The 14,374-nt window shown below is 66.9% G+C and carries 16 protein-coding genes; 3 read left to right on the top strand and 13 right to left on the bottom strand.

What is annotated here, in order from left to right:
- Window positions 1-72: 72 nt before the first annotated feature.
- Window positions 73-450 (top strand): DUF779 domain-containing protein, encoded by a 378-nt coding sequence (locus tag ASC83_RS22660; RefSeq protein ID WP_056067904.1) that lies wholly within the window; start codon window positions 73-75, stop codon window positions 448-450.
- Window positions 451-533: 83 nt separating this feature from the next.
- On the opposite strand, the gene ASC83_RS22655 is transcribed toward ASC83_RS22660, so the two are convergent.
- Window positions 534-2,504: a methyl-accepting chemotaxis protein gene (locus ASC83_RS22655; protein ID WP_056067902.1), complete on the bottom strand. Its 1,971-nt coding sequence runs from the start codon at window positions 2,502-2,504 to the stop codon at window positions 534-536.
- Between the two features lie 278 nt (window positions 2,505-2,782).
- On the opposite strand from ASC83_RS22655, the gene ASC83_RS22650 reads away from it, so the two are divergent.
- Both ASC83_RS22650 and ASC83_RS22645 read left to right on the top strand, forming a co-directional pair.
- On the top strand, window positions 2,783-3,223 hold the full coding sequence (locus ASC83_RS22650; RefSeq protein WP_056067900.1) for an acyl-CoA thioesterase: 441 nt from the start codon (window positions 2,783-2,785) through the stop codon (window positions 3,221-3,223).
- Complete coding sequence (locus ASC83_RS22645) at window positions 3,220-4,191, top strand: EamA family transporter (RefSeq protein WP_056067898.1); 972 nt, start codon at window positions 3,220-3,222, stop codon at window positions 4,189-4,191. The genes ASC83_RS22650 and ASC83_RS22645 overlap by 4 nt, the downstream gene beginning before the upstream one ends.
- A gap of 48 nt (window positions 4,192-4,239) precedes the next feature.
- Here the strand turns inward: ASC83_RS22645 and ASC83_RS22640 are convergent, their stop codons facing one another.
- From ASC83_RS22640 to def, 12 genes are all read right to left on the bottom strand, one after another.
- Window positions 4,240-5,232 carry a succinylglutamate desuccinylase/aspartoacylase family protein gene (locus tag ASC83_RS22640; RefSeq protein WP_056067896.1) on the bottom strand — a complete coding sequence of 331 codons (993 nt, stop codon included), beginning with the start codon at window positions 5,230-5,232 and terminating at the stop codon, window positions 4,240-4,242.
- Window positions 5,229-6,203, bottom strand: a complete 975-nt coding sequence (locus tag ASC83_RS22635) for a tripartite tricarboxylate transporter substrate binding protein (RefSeq protein ID WP_056067894.1) — start codon at window positions 6,201-6,203, stop codon at window positions 5,229-5,231. Before ASC83_RS22635 ends, ASC83_RS22640 begins: the two co-directional genes overlap by 4 nt.
- Before the next feature lie 169 nt (window positions 6,204-6,372).
- The gene (locus ASC83_RS22630; protein ID WP_056067892.1) at window positions 6,373-7,272 is read right to left on the bottom strand and encodes a LysR family transcriptional regulator; all 900 of its coding nucleotides are present in this window, start codon (window positions 7,270-7,272) and stop codon (window positions 6,373-6,375) included.
- Window positions 7,273-7,371: 99 nt separating this feature from the next.
- Window positions 7,372-8,196: an orotidine-5'-phosphate decarboxylase gene (pyrF, locus tag ASC83_RS22625; RefSeq protein ID WP_056067889.1), complete on the bottom strand. Its 825-nt coding sequence runs from the start codon at window positions 8,194-8,196 to the stop codon at window positions 7,372-7,374.
- Window positions 8,197-8,381: 185 nt separating this feature from the next.
- Window positions 8,382-8,939 carry a FlgO family outer membrane protein gene (locus ASC83_RS22620; protein WP_056067887.1) on the bottom strand — a complete coding sequence of 186 codons (558 nt, stop codon included), beginning with the start codon at window positions 8,937-8,939 and terminating at the stop codon, window positions 8,382-8,384.
- On the bottom strand, window positions 8,936-9,622 hold the full coding sequence (locus tag ASC83_RS22615) for a hypothetical protein (RefSeq protein WP_056067885.1): 687 nt from the start codon (window positions 9,620-9,622) through the stop codon (window positions 8,936-8,938). Before ASC83_RS22615 ends, ASC83_RS22620 begins: the two co-directional genes overlap by 4 nt.
- Before the next feature lie 216 nt (window positions 9,623-9,838).
- Entirely contained in the window at window positions 9,839-11,038 is a 1,200-nt protein-coding gene (locus tag ASC83_RS22610; RefSeq protein WP_056067883.1) for a phosphoglycerate kinase, read from the bottom strand.
- Window positions 11,039-11,121: 83 nt separating this feature from the next.
- Window positions 11,122-11,457, bottom strand: a complete 336-nt coding sequence (locus ASC83_RS22605) for an AzlD domain-containing protein (protein ID WP_056067881.1) — start codon at window positions 11,455-11,457, stop codon at window positions 11,122-11,124.
- A complete protein-coding gene (locus tag ASC83_RS22600) occupies window positions 11,454-12,227 on the bottom strand; it encodes an AzlC family ABC transporter permease (RefSeq protein WP_369817023.1) in 774 nt (257 codons plus the stop codon). Before ASC83_RS22600 ends, ASC83_RS22605 begins: the two co-directional genes overlap by 4 nt.
- A 47-nt stretch (window positions 12,228-12,274) precedes the next feature.
- Window positions 12,275-13,249 (bottom strand): methionyl-tRNA formyltransferase, encoded by a 975-nt coding sequence (gene fmt, locus ASC83_RS22595; RefSeq protein ID WP_056067877.1) that lies wholly within the window; start codon window positions 13,247-13,249, stop codon window positions 12,275-12,277.
- 62 nt (window positions 13,250-13,311) lie between these two features.
- Window positions 13,312-13,818: a hypothetical protein gene (locus ASC83_RS22590; RefSeq protein ID WP_056067875.1), complete on the bottom strand. Its 507-nt coding sequence runs from the start codon at window positions 13,816-13,818 to the stop codon at window positions 13,312-13,314.
- A complete protein-coding gene (gene def, locus ASC83_RS22585; protein ID WP_056067873.1) occupies window positions 13,818-14,327 on the bottom strand; it encodes a peptide deformylase in 510 nt (169 codons plus the stop codon). Before def ends, ASC83_RS22590 begins: the two co-directional genes overlap by 1 nt.
- Between the last annotated feature and the right edge of the window lie 47 nt (window positions 14,328-14,374).

The following is a 14,374-nucleotide window of genomic DNA, read 5'->3' as shown; positions in this document are numbered from 1 at the left end:
GAAACGCTGCTGGCGGCGCGTTGTTCCAACGCGCCGCTTTTGCTTCTTTTGCATTGCACGCTGGAGACAACCATGGTCGAAAAAGTCATCGCCACCCCTGCCGCGCTGGAGCTTGTGGCCTTTCTGCAAGCAAAGCATGGCCCTGCGCTCATGTTTCACCAGAGTGGCGGCTGCTGCGACAACAGCGCAGCCAACTGCTATCTGCCGGGTGAGATCACGATGGGTGCAGGCGATGTGTACCTGGGCGACATCGGTGGCTGCCCGTTCTACATCGGGCGCGCGCAGTACGAGACCTGGAAGCACACGCAGCTCATCATCGATGTGATCGAAGGCACGGGCGGCACGTTTTCGCTGGAGGGGCCGGAGGGCAAGGCCTTTCACACGCGCTCGCGGGTGTTCACCGACGCGGAACTGGCCGAACTGGGCATTGCGCGCGGGCCTGCGGCCTGAGCGCCCTGGGGGTCTAAATCGGCTCCTTGAGAGGTTTTCTGGACATCAGGGGCTGGTAGCGCTAGTGAAATATGCCTTGGTAGCTATTGAATTCGTAGCGCCGCCATGGCACCACGGCCACCCGCTTCATCCCGCAGGCGGAACACCGACACCACCTGCACCAGATCTTCGGCCTGGTTCTTGAGGCTGCTGGCGGCGGCGGCCATCTCTTCGACCAGTGCAGCGTTCTGCTGGGTCACTTGGTCCATCTGCGTCACGGCCTCGCCCACCTGGGCCACGCCCAGGGACTGTTCGTGGCTGGCGGCGCTGATCTCGCCCACGATGTCGGTCACGCGGCGGATGGCGCCCACCACCTCGCTCATCGTGGCGCCGGCGCGGTCCACCAGGGCGCTGCCCTGGGCCACGCGCTCCACGCTGGCGCTGATGAGCGTCTTGATCTCGCGCGCGGCCTCGGCACTGCGCCCGGCCAGGCTGCGCACCTCGCTCGCCACCACCGCAAAGCCCCGGCCTTGCTCGCCCGCGCGGGCCGCCTCCACCGCAGCGTTCAGCGCCAGGATGTTGGTCTGGAACGCGATGGAGTCGATCACGCCGATGATGTCGGAGATCTTCTGCGACGAGGCGTTGATGCCGTGCATGGTGTCCACCACCTGCGCCACCACTTCACCGCCCTGCACGGCCACGGTGCTGGCATTGGCGGCCAGCTGGCTGGCCTGCTGGGCACTGTCGGCGTTCTGGCGCACGGTGGCGTTGAGCTGCTCCATGGACGCGGCGGTTTCTTCCAGCGCGCTGGCCTGGCTCTCGGTGCGGGCCGACAGGTCGGTGTTGCCCTGGGCAATCTGCACGCTGGCCGTGGCCACGCTTTCTGACCCGCTGCGCACGTTGCGCACCACCTGTGTGAGTTGTGTGCGCATCTGCTGCAACGCCTCCAGCAACTGACCCACCTCGTTGGTGCCATGGGCAATGGGGGCGCCGCTCAGGTCTCCCTGCGCCACAGCGCGTGACAGCGCCACGGCCTGCGACAGCGGCCCGGTCATGGAGCGCACGAACACCAGCGCCATTGCACTGGTGGCCGACAGCGTGATGACCAGGGCCAGCGCCACCCACAGCAGGTTGCGCTGCAGCCCCGCCACGCGCGCCTGCAGCGCCTGGTCCAGGCTGGTCATCGACAGGTTGTTGAGCGCGTTCAGCGCCTCGATGGTGCGGGTGAACGCGTCAAAGTAATCCTTGGACGGCAGCTGCAGCTCCGTGGCGTTGAGGATGTCGCGCTCCACCATCTGCAGCGACTGCTGGATCTGCCCTTGCACGGCCTGCACGCTGCTGCCCAGCGCGCGCTGCAGCTCGGCATTGCCCTGCAGGGCGCGGTCCAGCCCCCGGAAGGTGTCGCCCTGCAGCTCGGCCACGCGCTGCTGCAGCACCAGCAGCTGGCCCTTGCCCTGGGGCGTGAGCTCGCGCTTGCCCAAGGCGCTGGCGCCCTGGGCGCGCAGCATGCCCAGCTTTTCCCCCAGCATGGGGGCTTGGGCCAGCGACGCCTGCACCAGCGCGTGGGTGTCGGCCTCGGGGTCGATCTGCAGGCCATAGGCATGCACCAGCGCCTCGTTGAGCTGCAGCAGCGTTGCGATGAGCTGGGTGTGCTGCGCCGTGCTTTGCACCTGTTCGATGCTGCGCGCGGCCACGGCCTGCTCCAGGGTGCGCCAGGTCTGCTGCGCCTGGGTCCAGGCCGCCATCTGCGCCGCAGGCACCTTGGCGGCGGCAAAGCGGGCGCTCACGTCGTCCAGGGCGGTGTTGACCGCATCGCGCGCGGCAGGGCGGCGCGCGGCCAGCGACTCGTCACCCCCCAGCATGCCCACCGACAGGCCCCGGTGCACCTGCATGCGCTGCACCAGCAGCGTGAGCGCCTGGGCGGGGGCCACGCCCTGCGCTTCCAGGCGCGCGTGGTCGATGGCGTGGAGGGAGTCGCGCACCACCAGGAAGGTGGGCAAGGCGCTCATCATGAGCCCGATGGTCCCCAGGATGAGGAATTTTTCGAGCAGGTTCAACCGGTGAAGCAATGACATGGCAATGGACGCAGGCCACACGGCGTGCGCTTTAGAGTAGGCCCCAGGGGCGGGTGTCGGCACCGCCGACTGGAGGGCGGCCCTCCTGAGGGCCGAACGGAATGTCCCGCAATGTAGGGACGTGTCCACAGTAGGGTTTTGACTCAGGTCAAGTCACGCAGAGCTTCGCCCCCGTGGCTTGACGGCGTGCACTGGCCTGCGTGCCGGTATGGGGGAGGCTGCACCGGCCGGGGCGCTGGAGAATAATGAACGCTTCCCCATCCTTTGGAGCCCCTGGCATGCACTCGATCACCCTGCGCTTCCTGGCGTCCCAGACGACCCTGCCCCAGGCGGGCCGCGTACCCGGTGGCACGGTGCTGCGCTGGGTGGATGAGGCTGGATTTGCCTGCGCCAGCGCCTGGGCCCAGGGGGATTGCGTGACCGAGTTTGTGGGCGGAGCCCACTTTGTGCGCCCTATCTGGCCGGGCAATCTGGTAGAGGTGCACGCGCGCCTGGCTTACACCACCGATACCAGCATGTGCCTGGCGGTGGAGGTGCGCAGCGGCGCCGTACACGGCGCGCCGCTGGAGGATGTGGTGCACTGCGTGGCCGTGTACACCGCCGTGGATGCCAGCGACCAGCCGCGCACCGTGGACAAATGGAGCCCCGAGACCCCCGGCGACATTGCGCTGGCCCAGCGCGTGAAGGCCCACATCGACGCAGCGCGCGCGGCGCAATGAGCGGCGCTGCACAGGCCGCATCCGCCACCAGCCCGCTGCGTGCGCGCGACCTGCTCGCGGCGCTGGTGGTGGTGATCCTCTGGGGCGTGAACTTTGTGGCGATGAAGTGGGGGCTGCGCAGCTTCAGCCCCTTCCAGCTGGGCGCCGCGCGCTACCTGTGTGCAGCGCTGCCGCTGGTGCTGCTGGTGCGCCCGCCGCGCATGCACTGGCGCTGGGTGCTGCTGTTCGGCTTGTTCCAGGGCGTTGGGCAGTTCGGCTTTTTGTTCATGGGACTCAAGGTGGGCATGACGGCCGGGCTGGCCAGCGTGCTGCTGCAGACCCAGGTGTTCTTCACGGCGCTGCTGGGCTTTGCGCTGTTGCGCGAGCGGCCGGGGCTGCCGCTGCGCGTGGGCATGGGGCTGGCCGCGCTGGGGCTGGTGTGTTTTGCGATGAACTATGTGGGTCCGGGGTCGGGCATGGGGGTGGCGGCAGCCACCACGCTGGCGGGCCTGCTGCTCACGCTGTGTGGCGCGGCGATGTGGGCGTCGTCCAACATCGTGGCGCGGCTGGCGCAGCAGCACAGCCCGGGGTTTGATCCGTTGGCCTTTGTGATCTGGAGCAGCCTGGTGCCGGTGCTGCCGTTCATGGCGCTGTCCGCCCTGTTCGACCCTGACGCCGCGCGCTGGCTGCAGTGGCAGACGCTGGCCAGCGTGCCGCTGCTGTCATGGGCCGCCGTGGCCTACCTGGGCTGGGCCGCCACCATCGTGGGCTACGCGCTGTGGACCAACCTGCTGCAGCGCTACCCCGCCAACCGCGTGGCGCCGTTCAGCCTGGCGGTGCCGGTGGTGGGCCTCACCGCAGGCTGGCTGCTGCTGGACGAGGGCGTGGCGCCCTGGCAGTGGGCGGGCATTGCGCTGGTGGTGGCCGCGCTGGCCTGTGTGGTGCTGGGGCCCAGACTACAAGCCAAAATGGCCGGTAGCGCTGGTTGAATATGCCACAGCAGCTATCAATTAGATAGCATTCAGCTACCGCACCGGCTACAGCAACCTGCGCCGCGCAAAGCGCACCACGGTCACCCCGGCACGTGCCTGGCGCACCGAGGGCATGACCAGCACGCAGTCGTCGTACGGAGTGACCACCGGCACGCCGTCGTTGTCGCCAATCACCGTGCCCGCCTTCTCGAACACTTCCAGGCCCGTGTACGGCGCCACGAAGCGGAAGGCGCTGCTGGTGGCGACCACGGGGCCGGTCACCTCCAGCGCCCACTGGCGCGGTGCGTCGGGCAGGCGCCAGCCGGGCAGCTGCTGCGCCAGCGCGTCGGCGCTCAGGGCGCCAGACTGCTCGATGAAGCGCACACACTGGTCCTGCGCCACAGCGCGGCTGGCCGGGTCGCCATGGAAGCCACATTCGATGAGCAGCGAGCGGGTGTCGTTGTCGTCCAGGTTGCCAAACCGGCCGTAGTCGCGCATGCGCACGCCGTCCTTGTGGCCGGCGTCCACCACGATGTGTTCGGGCGAGCGCATGGCACGCGCCAGCGCCAGGTTGCGCGGCTGGATGCCGGTGAGCAGCAGCGGCGCTGAGGGCTCGTGCATGGAATGGATGTCGAGCAGCCAGTCGGCCTGTGCCACCCACGGGCGCAGCGCGGCGGCGCGGCGGCGCTCGTTGGTGTCGGCCGCATCGATGCGCTCGTCCAGCCACTGGCGGTTGAGGTCTTCGTCGGTGAAGCGCGAGGCGTCGTGGTTGCCGGGGTCAAACCGGTCGAAGGCGTCGAGGTTGCAGAACGCAAGCGTGAGCGTGCCCTGCTGCGGGCGCACACCGGCGTCGAGCAGGCCTTTGAGCGCCCAGGCGCCGCACAGCTCGTTGCCATGCACCAGGGCGCTGATCATCACGTGGCGGCCGGGCCGGCCCGAGTCGAAGTGCCACACGCCTTCGGTGCCGGTGTTGCCAACACGCCAGGCGCTGATGTCGGGGGCGGGCAGCGCAAACACCAGGGGTTGCACGGATGCGGGGGGGAGAGTGCTGCTGCTCATTCTTCGATCTTGGCGAATTCAACAATCTTCTTGTACTTGGCCACTTCGGTGGTCAGGAACTGGTCGATGTTCACGGTGGGCGAGGCCACGGTGGAACCGCTGGCTTCCATCTTCTTGCGGAAGTCCGGCGATTGCAGGCTGTCGGCCAGTGCCTTCTTGAGCTTGTCGGTCACCGGCTTGGGCAGGTTGGCCGGTGCCATGAGCGCAAACCACACGCTGATGTCCACGTTCTTGTACTGCGGCGACTCGGCCAGCGCGGGGATGTCGGGCGTGGTGGCAGAGCGCTTGGCCTCGGTGGTGCCCAATGCAATCACCTTGCCGCTCTTGATGTGCGGCAGGCCGCTGGAGAGCACGAACACGCCGTACTCCAGGTTGTTGCCCATGAGGTCGCTGGTGAGCGGCGCCACGCCCCGGTAGGGGATGTGGGTCATGAACAGCTTGCCTTGCTCCTTCACGGCCTCGCCCGCCAGGTGCAGCGCCGTGCCCACGCCCGAGCTGCCGTAGCTGAACTTGCCGGGGTTCTTGGACACCTTCTGCGTGAACTCCGCCATGTTCTTGACGCCCGCGCCGGTGGAGGCCACCAGCACCAGCGGCTGGGAGGCAATGAGACCGATGGCGGTGAAGTCCTTGATGTCGTACTTGACCTTCTTGGTCACGAGCTTGTTGATGGCGATCTCGTTGTTGGCGCCCACCAGCAGGGTGTAGCCGTCGGGTGCGGCGTTGGCCACCTTCTGCGCACCGATCGCGCCACCGGCACCGCCCAGGTTCTCGATCACCACCGGCACGCCGAGCTTGTTGCCCAGCTCGGTGGCCACCGTGCGCGCGGTCAGGTCGGTGCTGCCGCCGGGCGGATAGCCCACCACGATGGTGATGGGCTTGCTGGGGTAGGCGTCTTGCGCGATGGCAGGGGCAGCGAGAACGGCCAGGCCGCACAGCAGTGCAGCACGGCGCAGGGGACGGACGGTGGTCATGGTGAAACTCCTTGGCAAAGGCGTGGGGCTGAATGGGGCGGGTGAGGTATGGATTGGATTGTGAAAAACCGGCCCCTGGCTGTTGGTGCCAAAACGGCACCAGGTCGTGCTGATTCACGATGCCTGCCACGGGGAAACCCGCAGGTCTCTCACCGTGGACGCGCGCTCATCAGCGCTGCGCCAGGGCCTTCCACAGCGCCTCGGCCAGCGGCCCCAGGCGGCGCTTGGGGCGATACAGGCGCACGTCAAAACGCACCTCCATGCGGGCGTCACCCGCCAGCGCGAGGCGCTGGGCCTTGCAGTCGGCAAACACCATGGACCAGGGCAGCCACGCAACGCCCAGGCCTTTTTGCACGTATTCGTAGTGGGCGTCGGCCGAGTCGCACTCCACCACGCGCTGCAGCCGGGGCGCATGGGGGTTGTGCGCCAGGTGGTCTTCCACCAGCCGCCCCAAGGCCAGCTGGGGGGCGTAGGCCAGGTAGGGCACCAGCGTGGCGTCGGGCCCGAACCGGTGCAACGCCTGCCCCTGCGCCGTGGCGCGCGAGACGGGCACCAGCCGGTCGGAGGCCACCGTCAGGTGCGTGAACTGCCGTGCATCGAGCCGGATGGCCAGGGCCGGGTGGTGGTACACGAGCGAAAAATCGGCCTCGTTGCGCTCCAGCATGCCCACGGTGTCGGCCAGCGCCCGGGTGCGAATGCACAGCTCGCCGCCTTGCAAAATGGGCTGCAGGCGCACCAGCCAGTCGGCCACCACGGTGCGCGCCAAGGTGCGGCCCGTGGCCAGGGTCACGGTGCGGGCCTGCCGCCCGGCCAGGCTTTGCAGCTCTTCGTGTGACTGGGTGAGGCTACGGGCCAGGTGGCCGGCGGTCTCCAGAAAACTCTGCCCGGCGGGCGTGAGGGTGACCGGGCCACCGCTGCCGCGCTCCACCAGCGGCGTGCCAGCCCAGGCCTCCAGCGCGCGGATGCGCCGGCCAAACGCGGGGTGGGTCACATGCCGCAGCTCCGCCGCGCGGGTGAAGCTGCGCTCCTGCGCCAGCACGATGAAGTCTTCCAGCCATTTCAACTGCATCGTCGGCTCCTGAAGGGGCGGCTGTCCGGTCGGTGGGCTGGTGCCTGGGCTGTGCCAGCCCCGTTAGAGGACCAGACACCGCGGTCGGAGTGAGAGCGCTCAGCCCCGGGCAGCTTCCAGAACGCCTCGGGTGCGCACGGCTTCTGCACGCGCGGCCGCAGCAAAGTCCTCGCCTTTGGACGCGTAAAGAATGGCCCGCGACGAGTTCACGATGATCGGCCCGTCACTGCGCAGCCCGGCGCGCACGGTGGCGGCGGCATCACCACCCTGGGCACCCACGCCCGGAATCAGCAGCGGCAGCGTGGGCGCGATGGCACGCACGCGCTCGATCTCCTGCGGGTAGGTGGCGCCCACCACCAGGCCGAGCTGGCCGTTCTTGTTCCAGGGGCCTTGCGCCAGACGCGCCACATGCTCGTACATGAGCGGCTGGCCCTCGACGCTGGCCAGGCGCTGGGTCTGCAGGTCGTCGCCGCCGGGGTTGGAGGTGCGGCAGAGCAAAAACGCGCCCTTGCCGTGGTAGGCCAGATAGGGCTCGATGGAGTCGAAGCCCATGAAGGGCGACAGCGTGACGGCATCGGCACCGTAGCGCTCGAAGGCCTCCTTGGCGTACTGCTCGGCCGTGGAGCCGATGTCGCCGCGCTTGGCGTCCAGGATCACCGGCACCTGCGGCGCGTTGGCCCGCATGTGCTGCATCAGGCGTTCGAGCTGGTCCTCGGCACCATGCGCGGCAAAGTAGGCGATCTGTGGCTTGAAGGCACACACCAGGTCGGCGGTGGCGTCCACGATGGCCGCGCAAAAGTCATAGATCTTGCGGGGGTCGCCCTGCATCGCGGCGGGAAACCGCGTGGGTTCAGGGTCCAGGCCCACGCACAGCAGGGAGTTGTTCTGTGCCGTGGCGTCGCGCAGCATGTCGGTGAAGTTCATGGGGCGTGATTTTAGGTGGGTGGGCACGGGATGCCCCCGCCGGGGACCGTGATCGTCAAGGAGAGGCTCTGCGAAGCGGAGGTTTCGGGCACCCCGGGGCGTGCCACCGGGCAACAAAAAAGGCCGTCGAGACGGCCTTTTTGCGGTGACACAGGGAGCAACAAGTCCCTGGTGAGAACGAACGATCAGCGGGGCACAGCCAGCAGGCGTTGCACGTCGCGGTCGTTGGGCAGCGCGTAGTCGTAGCCACGCACGATGCGGCTGTCTTCGGTGCGCACGAGCTTGAGGCTCACGTAGGTGTAGTTGGCGGCCGCAGAGTAGGTACCCACCAGCACCAGCGAGGCATTGTGGTTGCGGGCAATGTCCTTGATCTCACGCGACAGCAGCAGCTCGCCCTGGCCTTCGCGCACGAACACGTCACCGCGCAGCTTGATTTCCTTCACGTTGAAGCCGCTGGCCGCCATGCTGGTGGCGTACTGCTCGGACAACGTGCGGCCCAGCGGGGCGGCGCGGCTGAGGTCGTTGACGTTGACCACGGTGGCCACGAGCACGGGCCCGCCACCCAGCGAGTTCATGTCGAAACCGGTGGTCAGCTTGCTCACCGCGTCGCGGCTGCTCTGGATGAACTGGCTGCTGGCGGCTTCCTGGTAGGTGGGCTCGACGCGCACCGGCGCAGCGTTGTTGGCGCAACCGGCCAGCACCGCGCCGGCCAGCACCGTCAGAAGAAGTGCGGGGGTTTTCATTGCGAGACAACCTTCATGTTGACGTTCTTGTACGAGGGGCGCGTGAACAACGGGGTGTCAGCGTTTTCCAGGTAGTACACGTCGGTCTTGCGAGCCAGGTACTGGCCGCCGCGCGTGACAGTGGTGGTCAGGATCAGCTCGGTGTTGGTCGGGCCACCAGAGTTGATGCTGTTGGCATAGTCGGCGGCGATCGACAGACCCAGGCCTGCGGCCAGCTGGGCGTCGATGTGCTCATGGCGCAGACCGTACGCGGCAAACAGGCCTGCAGCAAGCATGGTGAACTGACCAGGGATGAAATGCGGGCGGTCGCTGTTGTGGCGCACGACCTGGATACCGTAGGAGACTTCCAGGGCCTGGCCCAGGTTCTGCTGCACCACGGCGCCGTTCTGGACCAGTTTGGTGATCAGGAACTCGCGGAAGGCGGTTTCAAACTGCGTGGCATTGGCGGGCAATGACACATGCAGGGGGGTGTTGGGGGCCACGCCGGCCTTGTCCAGGGTGCTCAGCGTCTGATTGACCACATCGCGCGAGACCAGGTCCCAATGTCCGGCGGAGCGAACCTTGGGCTGCGAGGTGTACTCGAAATTTTCCGCGACGGGAATAGGCGCCCTCTGTGCGCACCCCACCAAAGTTGCCACAGCGCCAGCCAGCACGGCCAAGCTGATTGCCTTTGAAAACGACATGATTCCCTCCTACGGACTGAATTTGCGAGGATCCGAACAGATGCGACCCGCACGATTGAAAAATAATTCTGGGCGGTATCCTCAACAAAAACAAGAAAAAATTACGCTAACTACGCTCCGGCGTACACAGTTCGTTGTTTTTGGTCACAGTTGTGTGCCGATGCAAGGCGTGTAAGCAGGCAGAGCCACCTTTGCGGTGGCCCGCCTTGCATTTGCTTACACGGAAGCGGCTGCGCGCTGCTCCAGGATGTCGAAAGCGGGCAGCTTTTTGCCTTCCAGCACTTCCAGGAAAGCGCCGCCACCGGTGGAGATGTAACCCACTTGCTTGTCGATGCCGTACTTCGCGATGGCGGCCAGCGTGTCGCCACCGCCCGCGATGCTGAAGGCCGAGGATTCGGCAATCGCCTTGGCGAGTTGCTTGGTACCGTTCTCAAAAGCGGCAAACTCGAACACGCCCACGGGGCCATTCCAGACGATGGTGCCAGCAGACTTGAGCTGGGCCGCGAGGCGGGCAGCCGTCTCGGGGCCGATGTCCAGGATCATGTCGTCGGGCGCCACGTCCGTGGCGGCCTTCACCGTGGCGGGGGCATCCGCAGCAAATGTCTTGGCCACGACCACGTCCGTGGGGATCGGCACCTCGGCGCCACGCGCCTTCATGGCAGCCATCACGGACTTGGCGGCGTCCAGCAGATCGGGCTCAGCCAGACTCTTGCCGATGGGCAGGCCTGCCGCCAACATGAAGGTATTGGCAATGCCGCCGCCCACGATGAGCTGGTCCACCTTGTCGGCCAGGCTTTGCAGGATGGTGAGCTTGGTGGACACCTTGGAGCCCGCCACGATGGCTGCCAGCGGGCGCTGGGGATGCGCCAGGGCCTTGGTCAGGGCATCGATCTCGGCCGACAGCAGCGGGCCAGCGCAGGCAATGGGGGCGTACTGCGCGATGCCGTAGGTGGTGCCTTCGGCGCGGTGGGCGGTGCCAAACGCGTCGTTCACGAAGATATCGCACAGCGCGGCCATCTTGCGTGCGAGCTCCTCTTTGTTTTTCTTCTCGCCCACGTTCAGGCGGCAGTTTTCCAGCAGCACGATCTGGCCGGGTGCCACTTGCACACCGTCCACCCAGTTGGCGACCAGCGGCACTTCACGGTCCAGCAGTTCGGCCATGCGCTGGGCCACGGGGGCCAGGGAGTCTTCGGGTTTGAATTCGCCTTCAGTCGGCCGGCCGAGGTGGCTGGTGACCATGACGGCGGCACCAGCGTCCAACGCCATGCGGATCGCGGGAATGGAGGCACGGATGCGGGTGTCTTCAGTGATGTTGCCGGCGTCGTCTTGCGGCACGTTCAGGTCGGCGCGAATGAAGACGCGCTGGTTGCGGGCCTTGCCCTGGGCGCACAGATCGGAAAAGCGAAGGATGTTCATGGGGGAAGGTTTCCTGGAGGGGCCGGTGGATCAGGGGCGCCATTTTAGGCGGCCCTGCTGACGCGGCCGCCCGCCGCCAGCACCTACCAGCCCCAGCCGATGTGCAGTGGCAGATACACCGCCATGCCCACCAGAATGGTGCCCAGGATGCCCCGGCGCCAGAAGTAGTACACGCTGGCGAACAGCACGGCCGGCAGGCGTGCGTCCATGAAGGTGTCGATCAACTCGCCCTGCACCATGAGGATCTCGGGTGCAATGACGGCGGTGAGCGCGGCCAGCGGAGCATATTTAAGGCCCCGCTTGAGCCAGTCGGGCAGGGGCAGCTCACGCTCCGGGATCATGAAAAAAGAGCGTGACACCACCGTGATCACCGCCAGGCCCACAGTGGCCAGCAAGGGATAGCTCCAGGACCAGCTCATGGGTGGCGTTCCTCGCGCAGCGGCACCACATCGCCCGCCTCGACATGCTCACACTCCTCGGGCGGCATGACGCTGTCAGCGGGCACCAGCAGCAACTCGGGTTGGCGACGGCGGCGGTCCACGGCCTCCATCAGCAGTCCCGCGGCCACGGCGGCCGCCAGCGCCACCAGGATGTTGAGCTTGAGCGGCAAGGCAAACGCAGCAATCGCCGCGGTCGCTGCAACGCCCGTGGCGAGCCAGGTGGCCCGGTCGAACAGCAGGGACAGCAGCACGCCCAGCAAGGCCAGCACCCCTGCAAAACCCAGCCCCCAGGACAAGGGCACCGCGTTGGCCAGCAGGATGCCGGCGATGGACGGCACCTGCCAAGCTAGCCAGTTGGTGGAGGCCGCGCCCCAGAAATACGGCACCTGCTCTGGGGCCGGCCGGGGTTCCGGAAAGCGCTTCATGAACGCCACATAGATCACGTCCCCGCTGAAATACCCCACGGCCAGGCGCTGGCGCAGCGGCAGGTGCGCAAAGTAGCTGCGCCACATGCTGCTGAAAATCACAAACCGCAGGTTGACGCAGGCGGCCGTGAGCCACACCACCCACAGCGGCGCACCCACGGACAGCAGCGGAATGACGGCGAGCTGGGCGCTGCCGGCATACACCAGCAGCGACATGAACACGGCCATGCCGACCGACATGCCACTTTTGACCATGGCCACCCCGGTGACCAGCCCCCAGGCTGCAATGCCCAACGAGGTACCGGCCATGTCGATGGCGGCCATGCGGAAGGAGGGGTGGCGCAGTGTCCGGCCCAGCGCGGCAGACACGCTCATGCAGGGTTTGCGCCCAGCACCATGCCCGGCTGCAGGTCAAAGCCGCGCAAGAAATCAGCCGCCGCCAGCCGCTTGCCACCCGCCCGCTGCAGCGTGGTCAGGCGCAACGCCGTGCCGCTACCGCATGCGACGGTCACTCCCGCGCCATCCGCAGCCAAAATCTGCCCGGAGCGCTGGTCAGATATGCCTTGAACGCTATCAATTGCATAGCTCCAGATCTTGATCGTCTCGCCGTTGCACTCGGTGCTGGCCCCCGGGAAGGGATCGAACGCGCGAATGCGCTGGCCAATGACTGCGGCAGGCAGTGTCCAGTCGATCGTGCTCTCGGCCTTTTCGATCTTGTGGGCGTAGGTGATGCCGTCTGCCGGTTGCGGCACAGCAGTGAGGCCACCGCAGGCGGCCAGCTCCAGCGCCTCGACGATCATGCGACCGCCCAGCGCGGCCAGGCGGTCGTGCAGGGTGGCTGTCGTATCGCCCGGGGCAATAGGCAGGCGCTCGGTCAGCAGCATGTCGCCCGTGTCCAGCCCTGCATCCATCTGCATGATGGTGACGCCGGTTTCGGCATCGCCTGCCTCGATGGCGCGGTGAATGGGGGCGGCGCCGCGCCAGCGCGGCAGCAGGCTCGCGTGGATGTTCAGGCAGCCCAGGCGCGGTAGATCCAGGATCCACTGCGGCAGGATCAGCCCGTAGGCGGCCACGACCATCACATCGGCCTGGGCTGCGAGCAGGGCTTCGCGCGCAGCGGCGGCATCGTAGGGGTACTTGCCATCCAGGCGCAGGCTGCGGGGCTGTGCGACAGCAATGCCGTGCTCCAGTGCGCATTGCTTCACAGGCGAAGCCTGCAGCTTCATGCCACGGCCAGCGGGGCGATCCGGTTGCGTCAGGACCAGTGGAACGGTGAAGCCTGCAGACAACAGCCGCTCCAGGGCCACACGGGCGAATTCGGGGGTACCAGCAAAAATGACTCTCATGAAAGCAGATAGCGGCTCAGGTGGGCGCGGGACTCAGTGGCCCAGCGGGACCACCCATCCAGTCAATCGCGCGCGTTGTCAAAATTCGGCAGTTCGTCGGTGAACAACACCTGGCGCACCACCCCTTGGCGATCCAGGTGCACATGGGCCTGTCGCAGGTCCGAGTTCTGCCGGAAGCGGTAGGTCCAGATATCACCATCAAAGCGCGCCACCTGCTCGACACGCAAGGGCATTCCGAAGGTGTTTTGCAGGTCGGCGCGGGTCCAGGTGCCCACGGGCAGGTTCTCGAATCGCTGCTGCGTGAGCACCTGCTCGTTGCGCACCAGCCGGCCACTGACATCAAAGTCGAGGTTGTAGGCGGCAAACCCGGCGGGTAATTCCGAGTACAGCAGCCGCTCGCCAGAGGGCAGCGCTATCGTGGCGGTTGGCGGGCCCAGGCGAGCGATCACTTCGGCCCGCAACGCGCCGGGCCGTTCACGGGCCGGCAGCACACAGCCCGCCAACTGGCAAGCCAGCGCAACCAGCGCCAGCACTCTGACGCCCCAGCGGACGCAGAGCGCTGCGCGCATCACCCGCGCGCCTCCCGCTGCTGCTTGACCATCTTGGTCTTGATGCGGTTGCGCTTGAGGGGGGAGAGGTATTCCACAAACACCTTGCCCATGAGGTGGTCCATCTCGTGCTGGATACAGACCGCCAGAAGGCCATCGGCCTCGATCACGCGGGACTGGCCCTGGGCGTCCAGCGCCCGCACATGCACGGCATCAAACCGCTCCACCCCGTCATAAATGCCAGGCACCGAGAGGCAGCCTTCTTCGTTCAGGTGCTTTTCGGCGCTGGTCCAGACCAGCTCGGGGTTGATCAGCACCAGGGGCTGATCGCGCTCCTCCGACACGTCGATGACCACCAGCCGCTCATGCACGTCCACCTGGGTGGCCGCCAGGCCAATGCCGTGCGCGTCGTACATCGTGGCCAGCATGTCGGCCACCAGCGTGCGGATGCGGTCGTCCACCGCCTGGACGGGGCGGGCGACCTTGTGAAGCCGGGGGTCCGGGTAACAGAGAATGGGAAGGATTGCCATGGCTGCAGGTAAGAGATGTCGCTATTTTCGCCACTTTTGCGGCCTAC

The organism is Acidovorax sp. Root402, from assembly GCF_001425125.1.
GTDB lineage: Bacteria > Pseudomonadota > Gammaproteobacteria > Burkholderiales > Burkholderiaceae_C > Acidovorax > Acidovorax delafieldii.
This window is presented reverse-complemented; position numbering and strand designations above follow the sequence as displayed.